Below are 14,906 nucleotides of genomic sequence, written 5' to 3'. Positions count from 1 at the left end.
TAAATTTCATTTAGACTGACCTGGAAGTTATTCTAAGCTGCTAGGGAATCATTTTTTTAATATATAGATTTACCTATATATTTGTCGGTATTATTCATGTAAATTTTAAGATCTTATGAAAGCAAAATTACTTTTAACTTTTGCCTGCTTCCTGATGATGCAGTGTGTGTTCGCTCAGAAGAAGGCCTATGAACAGGGCGATCTATTTATTCATGCAGGAACTTCGCTGGGCTACTATGGCTATGGATTTGCAGGTAACCGCTCAGGTGTATTTATCCCGGTTACTGCTTCTATCGAGAAAGGAATTCACGAAAGTATAAGTGTAGGCCCTTACGTGGGTTATGCCAGCTGGAAGTACAGCCACTATGGCTATGACTACAAATGGAACTTTACCTCAGTAGGTGCCAGAGCTACTTACCATGCTGTCCCCCTTATAAACGAAGCTTTGGGAGCGAGTATCAGCGAAGAGAAGCTGGACCTGTACGGTACGTTGCTGGTGGGACTGGAATTCAGGACTATTTCCGGAGAAGACGACTTTCAGGGTTCGCATGCTAACTCCACAAACTTTTTTATCGGACCGGTACTGGGCGTAAAGTATAAGTTCAACGAGACAGTAGGTGTCTACCTTGAAGGTGGCCGCGGCGCATTCGGCTTTGGTACACTGGGAGTGTCAATAAACCTGTAATTGATTTGCCACACCAAAAAAGCCTCCCGGAGCTAACTCCGGGAGGCTTTTTTTATGCCCCTTAGCCTGCGTATTATCCTCATGTCATCGCTACGCCGGGAGTTGTATCAGTGTACGATGGTCTCCCCGGTTCCTTCTAGCCAGGTATAGGAAACAGGTTTAGCACTTACTACAGCGCTTTCGACTTCTTCCCAAACACCAGTTTAGGATTCCTCACTTGCAATGGAAATGAAGGTATACGGGGCGAAAAATTCTGACTTCTGTCTTCTATACTTTATCTTCGCTATCCCAAACCCGAACTTCCTTGCAAGACATCCACCACATATTGCGCACCTATTGGGGCTATGACCAGTTTCGGCCCTTGCAGGAGGATATTATCCGCTCTGTGCTGGATGGGCAGGATACGCTGGCCCTGTTACCGACGGGTGGGGGTAAGTCGATCTGTTTCCAGGTGCCGGCCATGGCCATGGAGGGAATCTGCCTGGTAATTACGCCGCTGATTGCGCTGATGAAGGACCAGGTGGAGCAGCTGAAAAAACGCGGTATACCTGCCGTGGCCATTTTCTCGGGTATGAACCGTCGGGAGATCGACATTGCGATGGACAACTGCGTGTATGGCAACGTCAAGTTCCTATACCTGTCGCCGGAGCGTTTGCAGACCGAGTTGTTTCAGGAGCGGGTGAAGCGCATGAAAATAAGTTTGCTGGCTGTGGACGAGGCGCACTGTATCTCCCAATGGGGCTACGACTTCCGGCCGCCTTACCTGGAGCTGGCCGCCCTGCGCGAAACGCTTCCTGCTATACCTGTGCTGGCCCTTACGGCCACAGCCACGGAGCAGGTGCGCATCGATATTCAGGAGAAACTGGCTTTCAAAAAGCAAAATGTCTTTGTCAAAAGCTTTGCCCGGGCTAATCTTTCTTATTCCTGCCTCTATACCGAAGACAAAGTGGGCCGCCTGCTCGAGATTTTGCAACGCCTGCCGGGGCAGTCGATCGTGTATGTGCGCAGCCGCCGGCAGACCGTCGAGATAGCCCGTTTCCTGCAGAGCCGGCGTATACCTGCCGCAGCTTACCATGCCGGACTTAAGTTTGAAGAGCGCAACAAAACACAGCAGGCCTGGATCGAAGATAAGGTACGCGTGATTGTGGCAACCAACGCCTTCGGCATGGGCATCGACAAACCGGATGTGCGGCTGGTCGTGCACCTTGATCTGCCGGAGAGTCTGGAGGCCTATTACCAGGAGGCGGGTCGTGCCGGCCGTGATGAAAAGTATGCCTATGCCACGCTGCTTTACGGCCCCAGCGATACCAAAGACCTGCTGCAGAAAGTAAAGGAGGCGCATCCGCCGCTGGAGCTGATCCGGCGGGTGTACCAGTGCCTGGCCAACTACTACCAAATGGCGGTTGGCAGCGGTTTCATGGGCAGTTTCGATTTTGATCTGGCGGCCTTTTCCAAGAACTACAAACTGTCTGCACTCGAAACCCACCACGCCATCAAGCGGCTGGAAGGGGAGGGCTACGTACAGCTCAACGAGGCTTATTACAGTCCGTCGCGGCTATACCTGCTCCTCGACAACATGACGCTTTACGAGTTCCAGGTGGCCAATGCGGAGCACGATGCCTTGCTGCGCCTGATCCTGCGCATGTATGGAGGCGAAGCCTTTACGGGCTTCGTAAAAATATCGGAACGCAAACTGGCCGAGCAGCTCAGGAAGCCGGAACAGGAAGTGCGCCGCAAACTAGAGTACCTGCATAAGCTGCAGGTGCTGGTGTACGAGCCGCAGCACGACGCCCCGCAGCTGGTCTTCACAGCGCCACGGCTGGATGCCGCCAACCTGCCGCTCAACCACAAAAAGCTGGACCAACTGCGCGACCGTGCCCTGAAGCAGGCCAAAGAAATAGCGCATTATGTCGAGACCACCGATCGTTGCCGCACCCAGCTGCTGCTGGAGTACTTTGCCGAAGTCAGCGACAAAAGCTGCCGCATCTGCGACTACTGCCTGGCGCAGCGCAAGAAGGAGCGGGAAGGGCAGGAGCAGCAGGCTTTACGCCAGCAACTTTTGGAGGCGGTGCAGACTCAAAAGCTGCTTCCGAAAGAGCTCGTGCAGCAATTCGAGGCCAAACATTCCGAGACCGTAACCGAGCTATTGCGCGAACTGGTGGACACAGGCATCGTGAAGTACGCCGAGAGCGGCAAGCTATACCTGGCGGCAGAACAGGTATAGCTCAGCGGTGTTTTTGCGTATAGCCCTATACCTATACCTATACCTATACCTATACCTATACCTATACTTATACCTTCGTTGCGAATCAACCAAAGCACCTTCCCGAACAATGGCACCCTTTCTACATTAATCTGTTTTCCCGCCTGTCAAAGGGCTGCAGTCAATGTTTGAGGAGAGATATGCCCAGCTTGTTTTGATCATATTCTAATCCAATCGTATTCATCCCGCTACACGCTGCAGGTTTTGTTCGCTTCCTGTATGCTGCCCTACAGCAACGCGCTGGTAAGCTTCACCCAAAACCGGCTGTATACTTAAATTAAATGCTTAAAAATTGATACTTTTTTAAGTGATAAGTTGTTCTAACTAGGAGAGAAACCCTGCAAGTTTTGAGAGCAACCAACTCAAGTGATATCAACATACTTCTTGCAGAGAAAGCATCCTTCGCATTACGGGCGAATTTGGCGCAGGAGGGTATGTAGGGAAATTTAACCGGATTTTTGTGTCCAGAAATGAGATACTGACCTTTGATACAATTGCTGCCTTTGAAAGAAAAATAAACCACGATACTCAGCCCCATGATCCGGGACTTCAGATCCTGCCAGGACGCATGGAGGAAAGGCACCAAAATGTTGACCCAAAGCTGGGAATTCCGGCCTTGCGAAGAAACTTTAATCTGATCTACCTCCTGCTCGACGGCCTGCACGATATTCAGCTTGATGATAAACACCGCTGGCTCCTGCCGCACGACCTGGTGATCGTTCCGGCCAATGTGCTGTATGCTTCGGCCAATATTAAAGATTGCAAGGGCTTCTGCATCGAGTTCACAACGGCGTTTATGGAACCGGTTTTGCAGGGAGCCTTGTCAGAACAGTTTCCTTTTTTCGATCTGGAAGCCGAGCACGTCATCAGCCTCACGGCCAACGAGAGTAACCTGGTGCAGCGGTCTTTTGAGAATATCCTGGAAGTAAACAGCGGTCATTCGAGGGAAAGAACACAGCTGCTTCGTGACTACATCCACATCCTGCTGCTGCTCATCCGTGATTGCTACAAGGCCAGGTATACCGTCTACATAAAAGAGAAAGCGACCCGCGCCGTGCAACTGACAAGCGCCTACAAGCACCTGGTAGGCGAGCACTTCCGCGATATGCACGAGGTGCAGCAGTATGCCAGCCTGCTCAACATCACGCCCAAGCACCTGTCCGATGTCGTGAAAAGCACCACCGGTAAGCCCCCACACGAAATGATCCACAACCGGCTGCTGCAGGAGGCCCGCCTGCTGCTGAGCAACACAGAAATGAGCATGGCGGAGATTGCCTACATGCTCCATTTTGAGGATCAATCCCATTTCAGTCACTTCATGAAGCGCAAGACTGGCCAGACACCTCTGGAAATAAGAAAGAGCTTCTAGTCTGCACAAATTATTCCGAAATTTATACAATACATGATGCTGTAAGTGTTTTAATTTTAGGTTGTTATTACCACACTAAACACTACCGCCATGAAAGAGAATACAATTCAACGAAAAAGAGGCCGACCAGAAAGGGTGGAAGATTTTGCCCACCATGTATTGGACGACCTGAGTGCTGCCGAGCGGGTGAGAATGTCTTTCCTGGGCAGCCAACTGGGGCTATTTAAAGCAATGGCCAACGCCGGGCCCATGACGGTCGGCCAGATAGCCCGAAACTCCGGCGCCAGCATCCGGCTGGTGAAGCACTGGGCCGACAGTCTGGCCGCAGACGGTTACCTGGTGCATGAGAGTGAGGCTGACACTTTCTGCCTCCCTGAAGCGCACGCCATCGCCATGACGGACCCCACAAGCCCCTACTATGTAGGGAACCGCTTTATGAAGGCAAACGGTAGCCAACTGATCAAACCGATGGAATTGACGCATGCGCTGCCAAGTAATTATGCAAGAGGACGAAGCCTGCTTCCTGCAGATGTAACCGGAAGGTTTTTCAGTGAGGAGTACCTGTCCAGTCTGCTGCACAGCTGGATTCCGGGTATAGCGGGTCTGGCCGAAAAACTGGAGGCTGGCATACTGGTGGCAGATCTTGGCAACGGTCGCCACGGAGCGTCTACGCTGGTGATGGCACGCGTCTTTCCCAACTCCACCTTCCTCGGCTTCGACAGGTATGCCTCCTCTGTGGAGCGGGCCAACCTGCTGGCCAAACAGAAGCACATCCCCAACGCACACTTCGAGTTGGCGATAGATGAGCATGTGTTCGCCTATCAATACGACCTGATCACCCTGATCGAGAGCGCGCACCACATGGGAGACAGCCTGCAGGACCTTCTGGCCGAATGCCGAAAGGTGCTTAAAGCGGATGGTGTGCTGGTGGTGGCAGAAGCGAAAGACAGCAGCATTGTCAGCGAAGAGCAATACCAGCGCCTGCGTTCCACCAGGGTTATACCTACTGTGGCAGAGCACGTCTACCGGGTAGAGCGCGGCATTGACGGTCACGAGCCTGAGCTGCAAAAAGCAGCCACGGCAGCAGGCTTCTCAGTCTTCCGGAAAATAGCCGAAACCTGGTTCGACAAGGTATACGAGCTGCGACCTTAAAGCGTAGCTACAGTTTCACCTCAACGGTCTCCTGCTGCTTGCTGTGGTCCAGCGTCTGCTCGTAGCGGAATACCGTTTCGTACCCGTTAATGGATACAGTTTTGGTGACATCCAGCACGAGCCGATCCTGTTCTTTGTGCACCTCCTTCAGTTGTTTATTCAGCTGCATGGGGGCGCCTTTGAGCGGGAGTTCCTGGAAAGGCATCCAACCGAACGTAGTATCCATTACGATGAGCTCTTTGGGCAAATTGGTGCTGATGCGGCGCAGCTTGAGGTGCAGATTCACTTTTGAGTCCTGCCAGCGGGCCTCGCTGTAATCGGTTTCTGTGAAAATCCTGAAGGCGACCTGCTTGTTATAAATAGGCGGATCAGGGAGAGGCGATACATCTTCGTTTTCTTTGTCGCAGCCGCTTGTGAGCAGCAACAAAAGCGCCAGAAGAGGCGCAAGGGTGCGTAAAGTTAGAACCATGGTATGCGTAAGTAGAAGCTGTTAGGGAATGGCAACATGCAGCGTTGCCCATAGTGAGTTACGCAACCCCGCAGCTTCTGTTCAGGCTTTTACCTTAGTTTTTTTTCGAATTCCCCGTCTCCTTCAGGGGCAGTACCATGTGTTGTGTAGAGGGGGTAAAACCCAGCGATTCCCAGAAGCGGGTACCCCTCGGGTTGTGCACCGACACCTGCAGTTCCAGGTGGTCAGCCCCCTGATCGCTCAGCCACTTGCGGGCGGCTTCGAACAGCTCTTTGCCGATCCCTTTGCCACGAAATTGCTCCCGTACCACCGTCTCGCCAATGTAGCCTTTGTTAGAAAGCTTGAAGCCCGCTGAGCCGGGCCGCAGGCTGGCCACCAGCATACCCGCCCAAACTTCATCAACCTCGTACACAAACACCCGCGTACTTTTGTCCTTGATGCGGTTGAGCAGCTCTGCCTTCAGGGTCTGGTCACTGCCCGGTTTATACCTGAACACAACGTGATAGGACTGTTGCGTGTCAAGCAGCAGGCGCCAGAGCTCGTAAAGCTCATCAATATCATCAGGCTGGGCTTCGAAGATCATAACCGAAAGTTAGAAAAGTGTGGTCAGGTCGCTGATGCGCTCGAGGCGGTGCTCGTACTCGCTTACCTCGCGGTAGCCGTAGCCGGCGTGTATAAACGGCACGCCCGCTTTCTGGCTCGCCTCCAGATCGCCGGGGGTGTCGCCCACATAAACCGGAGCCTGCAGGTTATTACGCTCCACAATGGCTTTCAGGTTGATGTCTTTGGAGTCGCCGGTGCGGCCGGAGCACTCGAAGTCGCCGAAATATTTGCCCAGGTCGTGCCGCTCCAGAAAGGCCTCGATGTAGCCGTCCTGGCAATTGCTCACAATAAAGAGTGGGTACTTGCCGTGCAGGTACTCCAGGGTTTCTTCCAGTCCTTCGTACAGGTTGCCGCCGTGCTTGCGGATGTGGGCCATTTCTTCCTGGCCGCTCACTTCCATCAGTTCCTGGCGTTGCGCCTGGTCCAGTTGTGGGAACAGCTTGTCAAAGATCAGGTTGTGCTGGGTGCCCGCAATGGAGCGGACCTTTTCAGGAGTGATCTCCTGTATCTCAAAGTTAACTTTCTCCCGGGCAGCTCTCCAGGCTTTGGCCACAGTGTCGGCGGCGTCCCACAGGGTGCCGTCCAGGTCGAATATAATACTATCTATCTTGTTGGTCATCAGCTAGGTATAAGTAAAGGTATAGCAGGTATAGCTTATTGGTTGTGGGGCGGTATAAACGTCACCTCCACAATCAGCCCGTCTTTTACGCGGTACACGGCGATGGCGTCGGTACGCGGCTCGCCTTTTTTGCGCTGCACTTTCTCCTGGTCGATCACCACATCGCCTGCCACAATGCGGTTCACGATTTCGCAGTGCAGATCCGGTGTGCTGGCAAACATGGCGCCGTAGCGCTTGTGCAATTCGTTGCGACCCTGGTAGGTGAGCACGCCCGGCTGGCGGTATACCTTCACGGTGTCGCTGAAGGCGCTGGCAAACAGGTCGATGTCGCGGTTGTTGTAGCCTTTCAGCTGCAACTCCACTGGTTTAACAACGGCAGGGATTTCGGGTTTGCTTTGGCTCATGGCGGAGTTGCTGCTAAATAAAAGTAGGAAAAGGGGTAGCAGGTATTTGATCATGCGCAAAATTAGGCATTTTTGCGGGTATATACCTTGCGCATTTCTGTTGCGTATAAGCGGAGCTATGATAGAAGAACTCATCATTCGCGCATTGTGCGATACCATACCTGACAAGCCAGTGGATGGCTTGTTTCTGTTCGGCCAGACCGAAGATAACCAGCAGGCAGCCTTCGAGACGGCCCAGAATTTCCTGCAAAACGGCCGTACCGAGAAAGTGCTCTGCCTTGGCACCAAAGCCATGAGCGGCTATCCCGGGTTTGAGGTATGGAAAAAGGAAATGAAAAAACTCGGTATAGGAGAGGAGCAGCTTATACCTGTTCCGCCCGTGCCCGCTGATACCGAGATACTGCATACCCTGATCGAGGCAACATCGGCGGTACGTTACGCAAAGGAGCAGGGCTTCAAGAGCCTGGTCGTGACAGCGGCTCCTTTCCAGCAGCCCCGCGCTTTTATGACGGCTATCACCGCAGCTTTGCGGGAGTACCCTGAGCTATACCTGTACAGCCTGCCCGGCAAAGCCATGCCCTGGCAGGAGGAAGTGACGCACTCGCAGGGCAAAGTAGAAGATACCCGCGCCGGACTCATCGCCGGAGAGATGGAGCGCATCCGCTGCTACCACGACCAAAATGACCTCATATCAGTGCAGGAAGCGCTCGACTATTTGAATAGGAGGGATGGTAAATTGTTAAATGGCTGATGGTTAAATTGTTGTTTTTTGTCTGAATCAGGATTTGCAGGATTTTATAATTTTCAGGATTTAATTAAAAGAGACAATCAATATTGAGAATCTTGTTAATCCTTTAATCCTGCAAATCCTGATTCAGACAAGCAATCGTGCACCTAATTCCCCTCCTCGGAGAGGCAGGAGTGGGTTAATCATGCACCAATCGTGCATCCAACAATCCAACCATCAGCCATTTAACAATTAAAATCAACTTCCCTCCACTGCAATCATTTGGGTGCTGGAGGCGCTTTGGCGCAGGGCTTTGGCTGGGGCGTACCCATCAGAAGAGTGCCAGGCTTTGGCTTGGTCCATGGTCGGGAATTCGAGCACCACGATACGGGTTGGGCTCCAGTTACCTTCGAGGTTCTGGGGATTACCGCCTCGCACGATAAACTTGCCGTCGAAAGGCTGCAGTGAGCCTGGCGTCAGTTTTTTGTACTCTTCGTAAGTAGCGGCGTCTGTTACGTCTATGTCTAAAATAATGTAAGCTGGCATAAAACTCAGGTATAGGTTATACAATAGGATGGCTGCATATTAGGTATAATCCGTGGATGGTGCAAACCGAAATGCAGACAGGGGCATCAGCACATGGGAGCTTGAAAAACATGGAAAGGTAGACTGTTTATTTCCTGATTCCGTACATCGCTCATAGACAAGCCCTTCAACTTATGACACAAACCAAAAACCTTGAAGTCTGGCTGCGTGGACCGCTGCCTGATGTGCCCGCCCTGCTGCAGCCAGTAGCCCATGCGCTGCTACAGGCCCGCGAAGAAGTCGGAAACTTTATGCAGGATTTTCCGGATGAACTGCTCTGGGAGCGGCCTGCCGGCGTGGCCTCGGTGGGTTACCACCTGCAGCACCTTACCGGCATACTGGAGCGCCTCTTTACTTATGCCCGCGGTGAGCAACTGACAGAGCAGCAACTGGCTTACCTGTACGCCGAAGGCAAACCCGTAGGGCAGGACAAACAGTCCGAAACGCTGGTGCAGAAGTTTAACGAGCAGGTGGACAAGGTCCTGGAACAGTTGCGGCAAACGGATGAAAGCACCCTGACCGAATCCAGGAGGGTAGGGCGCGCGCAGGTAGAGTCTACGGTGCTCGGATTGCTCTTTCATGCGGCCGAGCACAGTATGCGCCACGTAGGGCAGTTGCTTGTAACAGCACGGGTACTGCGGGATATGGGGAATGGGAATGGCAATATGGTGGATTAGGCGTGTTTAGCACCTGAAGCTAAAAGTTCTAAATCAAAGTGATATCCTCAGCCTGAACCGCCAGGTATACCTGTTCGCCGATAACGGCAGGTATAGCCTGTGTTCTGACTGAAACGCTGATGCCGGGTAACTGTACCAGTATATCGTAGAAACCGCCGTAGAACGTTATTTTCTGCACGGTGCCAGTCAGTGTGGCTATACCTTTATCCACGAACTTTAAATGCTCCGGGCGCACCAGCAGGTCGCGGCCAGCGGTGGCTATACCTAGCTTACTGGCAAATTCTGCGGCTGCATCGGCAGGTATGCGGTTGAAGTTGCCAAACAGACCAGCGGTATAGGTATCTGCTGGGTGGCGGTATACCTGTTCAGGTGTGCCTTGCTGCACAAGGCGGCCTCCTTCTATCACCAAAATGCGGTCTGCCCAGGAGAGGGTGTCGTGCGGGTCGTGGGAGATGAGGATGCAGGTAATGGCGAGTCGCTCCGTAATGTCGTGAATGACTTCTTTTAGTAATTCCTTGTGACCTTTGTCGAGGTTGGAGTAGGGCTCATCGAGCAGCAGCAGACTGGGCCAGGTGCTGAGCAGCCGGGCCAGGGCAATGCGCTGGCGCTCCCCACCCGAAAGCTGGTTCGTTTTGCGCTGCTTTAGATGGCTGATGCGGCATACTTCATACAGTGTTTCGGCCTCGTCGCCCTGCAGCATATTGGCGTAGCGGAGCACCTGTTCTACGCGCAGGAACTGGGGCAAGTCGTAGTGCTGCGACAGGTAGGCGATTCCTTCGTGACCCGGTACCAGTTTGTCGTGCGGACCGATGACATGTTTGCCCTCAAAAATGACATGTCCTGCGCTGGGCTGTACCAGGCCGGCAATAGTCTGCAGCAGGGTACTTTTTCCGGACCCCGTTTCGCCCGCTATCGCCAGCTTCTCATACTCGCCCTGTCGAAAGCTGATGTTGTGCAGCACGGTATGGCCGTCTTCCTGCACATGGATGCCCGATACTTCTAAAAAGCTCAAAGCCTAAAACTCGTCTTCGTAAAACTCGATCAGGGCACCGAAGTAAGACTCGTTCCAGCCTTCCACTATGTCGTCGTATGCCTCGTCAGGTATGTTGAGGTGACGTAGCTCGGCGGATGTGCCGTGCTTGTGCGGGTGCAGCTTGATGGTAACGATGGATTTAATTTCCTGCTCACCGAAGTACCACTCCTGTACCAGCAGCTTGCCCTCCTCAAACTCCAGGTTTTTGCCGACGATGTTTCCCTCAAAAAGCGAGAACTCCGAACCCGGCTCCGTCGACATCTCAGCCGGATCGCCTGACCAAAGCTGGATTGTGTTGGGGTTGGTAAGGGCCGCGTATACCTCTTCCGGGGCGGCCGGCACGATGTAGTATTTCTTATAATCTTTCATATTTGATCTGTTGGGAGGCCCCTATTTGTTGGCAAAGGTTCTGATATACAGCTCTTCTACCTTTTGTCGTGCCCAGGGAGTTTTGCGCAAAAACTTCAGGCTGGAGTTGATGCTTGGGTTGCTGTTGAAACTATTGATGTTGATCTTATACCCCAGCTCCTCCCAGCCATAGTAGTCTACGAGCTGCACCAGGATGCGCTCGAGCGTTTTGCCGTGCAGGGGGTTGTTTTTCTGTTCTTCCATACGCAGTTGTTTGGGCTTGCAAGTTCCGCACATTATCGGGAATACGCAATTTAATTAGCGGCGGGCTGCTATACCTATTATCGGTCTATATCCCAAGCTCAATCTGAACGCCGGCCGCCCAGTGGTAATCGTTGTTCACGGATAGAAAAGCGTTTTGTGAGTGATAGGCCACATTGCCCTGTACTTTCAGGCGGTGCGCACGCAGGTATTTGGTCACGCCCGCCACATACGCCTGCTCGGTGTTTTCAAAGGAACGCACTTCACGGTTAGGGGTGATGCGTGAGTAGCGACCGGCCAGCTCCACATTGCTCGGGAAGATATAGCTCAGCTGGTAGTTCTGCCCACGGCCGGCCAGGACATGACGTCGCTCGCCCGCCGCATTCAAAGTGATCGGGTTATCTGCCTCCCGGGCCATGTACTCGGCATACAGGGCTATACCTCTATACTTGAGCAGTCCGTCAAAAATATAGGTCTGGATATCGGTTTGCTCGTACAGGTCGCGGCCCACCTGGCCACCGGTGCGGCGAGCATCTTCGTTGTGGCTCATGCCGCCCGCCAGCGACAGCTTCGGAGTGGGCTCTCGCTCCAGGTCGCCTTCAAAGTAGTCGCCTCCGTTGGTGAACTTTCCAAGGGGAAGAATTTCTACCCGACCTGTATAAGCCAGGCCTTTGTCAGTCGAGAACACATTGCGTCCCTCTCCGGAAGTGAGCGCTCCTTTGAGCAGGTAATGAAGAGTGCCGAAATTATTGTTGTACACCGCCTGAAAGCCGAAGTCTCGGTCAACATTGAGGCCCACGTTCACAATGGAGCGGTCGATGAACTGCTGATCGCCGGAAGAGATCACACGCTGGCGGTTGCCTGGCAGTTTGGTCTGCCCGAAGGCAAACTGCCACCTGTCGTTTGGCTTGTAGTACACCACGGCATCACGCACCACGTTGGGGCTTGTATTGATGTCGGATTGATCGCGCATGCTCCAGTCCATGTCGCCGCGCGAAAAGGAAAGCTGGATGTTGTAGGTCAGCTTGGGCGAGTACATAAAACCCTCGAAGCGCAAACGCAGGCGCCGCACCCGCATTTCGTACTCCGATACCCCAAAATCGTCTTTGGAAATGGAGTTGTACACTGCCCGGCTTTGCATCCGGAAGCGCATATTGACTGAGAAGGAACTGTCCGGCGTCACGATACCAACACCGCGTTTAAAATTGAAGAGGGATGGATTACCTTCTGACGTTTGCGCTGTAGCCGCAAATGGACACGCCAGCAAAAGTGCCAGCAATAGGGTATAGATTTTCATGTTTAGTCTCTGGCTCTTGTAAAGTTTGTCCGTCCTTCAGAGCTTAAAAGGACCAGTGTGATTAGGTACATGCCTGGGTAAAAACACAGTAGGAGCTACTGTTTGCTGTTTAGTAAAACCCCCCGCTACGGAAGAGCAGCGAGGGATTTGTATTTGGGTAATCCTATAGCGCGAGCGTCCTCGCTCGTGCTTATTATAGGTGGGTTTCCGGCCCAGTTGTGAATTGTCTCGGCTTAGCAACTGGGGCCAGAGGCCCCACAATAGTAAGTCACGTGCGAAAAAGCACGCGCCATAAACTTATCACCTATTAATTAATAATCATCGCGCTCAATGGCTGCTACACCCGGAAGCGTTTTGCCTTCCATGTACTCGAGCAGCGCACCGCCACCGGTTGACACATAAGACACGCGGTCAGCGTAGCCCAGCTGGTTGACGGCAGCGGCGGAGTCACCACCCCCGATCAGCGAGTAAGCACCGCGACGGGTAGCGTCCACCACCGCTTCGGCCACGGCTTCGGTACCAACCGAGAAGTTCGACATCTCAAACACACCCATCGGACCGTTCCATAGTATAGTCTTCGAGTTGCGTATCACATCGGCGTACAGTTCGCGGGCGTTTGGTCCGATATCGAGGCCCATCCAGAGTGGCTTGATGTGGTGGCTGAGTGCCGTGTCCACATTGGCATCGTTGCTGAACTCGTCAGCGATGATCGAATCCACCGGGATCATCAGGTTCACGCCTTTTTCTCTGGCCATCGCGATCAGGCGGCTTGCCAGCTCCACTTTATCTTCTTCCACCAGCGAAGAACCGATCTGTCCGCCGTCTGCTTTCACGAAGGTATAGCTCATGCCCCCGCCGATCAGCAAGTTGTCTACGCGGTCCATCAGTTTCTCGATGATCAGGATCTTGTCCGATATCTTGGCACCACCCATGATGGCGGTATAAGGGCGCTCGGCATTGTCCATCACGCGGCGGGCATTGTCGAGCTCGGCGTGCATCACGTAGCCCATCACCTTGTCGTTGGGGAAGTAGCGTGCAATCACAGCTGTAGAAGCATGTTCGCGGTGGGCTGTGCCAAAAGCATCGTTCACGTACACATCACCCAATGTGGATAGTTCTCTTGCAAATTCCGCATCGCCTTTCTCCTCGGCTTTGTGGAAACGCAGGTTCTCGAGCAGCAGGATCTCACCTGGCTTCAGGACTTGCGCCAGTTGTGCCGCTTCAGGGCCTACGCAGTCAGTAGCAAATTTGACAGTGGTGTTGAATTCTTTGGAGAGGCGATCCACTAAGTGGCGCAGCGAGTATTTCTCTTCCGGTCCGGCTTTCGGGCGACCGAGGTGCGACATCAGAATCACAGCGCCGCCATCATTCAATATTTTCTGGATAGTCGGCACGGCCGCGCGGATGCGGGTGTCGTCGGTGATGCGGTAGTCAGCATCGAGTGGCACGTTGAAGTCCACCCGGACCAAAGCTTTCTTGCCGGCAAAGTTATACGCGTCTACAGTTCTCATGTACTTGTCTTTTTCGTTAGTCTTACTCGTTTTTCGTTTTTGCGGAGTTTTTGTTTCCGGTATGCGTAAATGGTTGTACAAATATAGGGAAAAGGGTATTTGCCTGAATCAGTATTTGCAGGATTTAAGAGAGACCTGGCCCACGGGTTGCCAGAATGCTCTTGCATACCGTATTCAACCACCCGTATCCGTCCTTATCCAAGATGGGAAATCTGTAAGTACTGCTTCACAGGTATAAGCTTTGTAGCCGCTTACTCGCTGTACACAATTAACCCACCCCTGCCCCTCCCTAGAGGGGATTTGCAGCTGCTTCCATTTTATAGGTATGAGTGTAGTAGCTTCAGCATTTTCTTTACTGAACCGGGTCCAACCACCCCTGCCCCTCCTTAACCAAGGAGGGGAGTCTGTAACTACCATTAGTCAGGTATAAGCTCCCTGGCACTTTTCACAGACCACTGGCAGGTATAGCAAGACTAACTTGCCCCGAAAGCTACAAAGCAAATCACTTTTGCCAGGTGCACTTTGCGGCGCTCCACTGTTTGAGCGTTCAGCGAGTTTGGAGCGTCTTGACTTTTTTGCTTACTTTTTGTGTCAAGACAAAAAGTGAGTGCCCGCCGCACAGGCGAAGCTATAAAACAAATCAGCTTAAGGTATAGGAAGGCTTAAGCTACGACAAGTATAGGTATAGCCATACCGGCAGCTATACCTATACCTGGGCCAGAGGCCCCACCATAACAGACACGAGCGAGGACGCCCGCGCCATAATCCTAACGTGGCAAAACCGCCTACCTCTTGGTTAAACATTGAATTTTCCCCAACCTACATCGTTATACTAATAGCGAACTATCATAAATCCCGAATTTGCTATGTATTTCCAAAAGCATCCTGTATCTTTTGCGCCTT

At 52.7% G+C, this 14,906-nt stretch carries 16 protein-coding genes; 6 read left to right on the top strand and 10 right to left on the bottom strand.

The annotated features are described in order from the left end of the window. The first annotated feature begins 115 nt into the window (after positions 1-115). From Q4E40_RS03035 to Q4E40_RS03020, 4 genes are all read left to right on the top strand, one after another. Complete coding sequence (locus Q4E40_RS03035; protein WP_303409950.1) at positions 116-685, top strand: hypothetical protein; 570 nt, start codon at positions 116-118, stop codon at positions 683-685. A gap of 304 nt (positions 686-989) precedes the next feature. After that, positions 990-2,909, top strand: a complete 1,920-nt coding sequence (locus Q4E40_RS03030; protein WP_303409949.1) for a RecQ family ATP-dependent DNA helicase — start codon at positions 990-992, stop codon at positions 2,907-2,909. A 499-nt stretch (positions 2,910-3,408) separates the two neighbouring features. Beyond that, complete coding sequence (locus tag Q4E40_RS03025; protein ID WP_303409948.1) at positions 3,409-4,317, top strand: helix-turn-helix domain-containing protein; 909 nt, start codon at positions 3,409-3,411, stop codon at positions 4,315-4,317. A gap of 90 nt (positions 4,318-4,407) precedes the next feature. Next, positions 4,408-5,469 carry a class I SAM-dependent methyltransferase gene (locus Q4E40_RS03020; protein ID WP_303409947.1) on the top strand — a complete coding sequence of 354 codons (1,062 nt, stop codon included), beginning with the start codon at positions 4,408-4,410 and terminating at the stop codon, positions 5,467-5,469. A gap of 7 nt (positions 5,470-5,476) precedes the next feature. On the opposite strand, the gene Q4E40_RS03015 is transcribed toward Q4E40_RS03020, so the two are convergent. The 4 genes from Q4E40_RS03015 to Q4E40_RS03000 all read right to left on the bottom strand — a co-directional run bounded on the left by Q4E40_RS03015 (position 5,477) and on the right by Q4E40_RS03000 (position 7,564). Beyond that, positions 5,477-5,938 (bottom strand): hypothetical protein, encoded by a 462-nt coding sequence (locus tag Q4E40_RS03015; protein WP_303409946.1) that lies wholly within the window; start codon positions 5,936-5,938, stop codon positions 5,477-5,479. Positions 5,939-6,032: 94 nt separating this feature from the next. Further along, the gene (locus tag Q4E40_RS03010; protein ID WP_303409945.1) at positions 6,033-6,521 is read right to left on the bottom strand and encodes a GNAT family N-acetyltransferase; all 489 of its coding nucleotides are present in this window, start codon (positions 6,519-6,521) and stop codon (positions 6,033-6,035) included. A 9-nt stretch (positions 6,522-6,530) separates the two neighbouring features. After that, positions 6,531-7,160 (bottom strand): HAD family hydrolase, encoded by a 630-nt coding sequence (locus Q4E40_RS03005; protein WP_303409944.1) that lies wholly within the window; start codon positions 7,158-7,160, stop codon positions 6,531-6,533. Between the two features lie 35 nt (positions 7,161-7,195). Beyond that, complete coding sequence (locus Q4E40_RS03000; protein WP_303409943.1) at positions 7,196-7,564, bottom strand: nuclear transport factor 2 family protein; 369 nt, start codon at positions 7,562-7,564, stop codon at positions 7,196-7,198. 118 nt (positions 7,565-7,682) lie between these two features. Between Q4E40_RS03000 and Q4E40_RS02995 the strand changes: the two genes are divergently transcribed. After that, positions 7,683-8,315, top strand: coding sequence for a YdcF family protein (locus Q4E40_RS02995; protein ID WP_303409942.1), 633 nt, complete (start codon positions 7,683-7,685; stop codon positions 8,313-8,315). Positions 8,316-8,549: 234 nt separating this feature from the next. Here Q4E40_RS02995 and Q4E40_RS02990 read toward each other — a convergent pair whose 3' ends face one another. Further along, positions 8,550-8,837, bottom strand: a complete 288-nt coding sequence (locus Q4E40_RS02990; RefSeq protein ID WP_303409941.1) for a DUF1330 domain-containing protein — start codon at positions 8,835-8,837, stop codon at positions 8,550-8,552. A 173-nt stretch (positions 8,838-9,010) separates the two neighbouring features. Between Q4E40_RS02990 and Q4E40_RS02985 the strand changes: the two genes are divergently transcribed. Continuing rightward, the gene (locus tag Q4E40_RS02985) at positions 9,011-9,553 is read left to right on the top strand and encodes a DinB family protein (RefSeq protein ID WP_303409939.1); all 543 of its coding nucleotides are present in this window, start codon (positions 9,011-9,013) and stop codon (positions 9,551-9,553) included. A gap of 28 nt (positions 9,554-9,581) precedes the next feature. On the opposite strand, the gene Q4E40_RS02980 is transcribed toward Q4E40_RS02985, so the two are convergent. From Q4E40_RS02980 to Q4E40_RS02960, 5 genes are all read right to left on the bottom strand, one after another. Continuing rightward, positions 9,582-10,565 (bottom strand): ABC transporter ATP-binding protein, encoded by a 984-nt coding sequence (locus Q4E40_RS02980; RefSeq protein ID WP_303409938.1) that lies wholly within the window; start codon positions 10,563-10,565, stop codon positions 9,582-9,584. A 3-nt stretch (positions 10,566-10,568) separates the two neighbouring features. Continuing rightward, positions 10,569-10,955: an SRPBCC domain-containing protein gene (locus Q4E40_RS02975; RefSeq protein WP_303409937.1), complete on the bottom strand. Its 387-nt coding sequence runs from the start codon at positions 10,953-10,955 to the stop codon at positions 10,569-10,571. A 21-nt stretch (positions 10,956-10,976) separates the two neighbouring features. Beyond that, complete coding sequence (locus Q4E40_RS02970; RefSeq protein ID WP_188500208.1) at positions 10,977-11,198, bottom strand: VF530 family protein; 222 nt, start codon at positions 11,196-11,198, stop codon at positions 10,977-10,979. An 85-nt stretch (positions 11,199-11,283) separates the two neighbouring features. Further along, entirely contained in the window at positions 11,284-12,492 is a 1,209-nt protein-coding gene (locus tag Q4E40_RS02965) for a porin (protein ID WP_303409934.1), read from the bottom strand. A 311-nt stretch (positions 12,493-12,803) separates the two neighbouring features. Beyond that, on the bottom strand, positions 12,804-14,003 hold the full coding sequence (locus tag Q4E40_RS02960) for a phosphoglycerate kinase (RefSeq protein WP_303409933.1): 1,200 nt from the start codon (positions 14,001-14,003) through the stop codon (positions 12,804-12,806). Positions 14,004-14,906: the final 903 nt, after the last annotated feature.

This window comes from Pontibacter coccineus, from assembly GCF_030546575.1.
Lineage (GTDB): Bacteria > Bacteroidota > Bacteroidia > Cytophagales > Hymenobacteraceae > Pontibacter > Pontibacter coccineus.
This window is presented reverse-complemented; position numbering and strand designations above follow the sequence as displayed.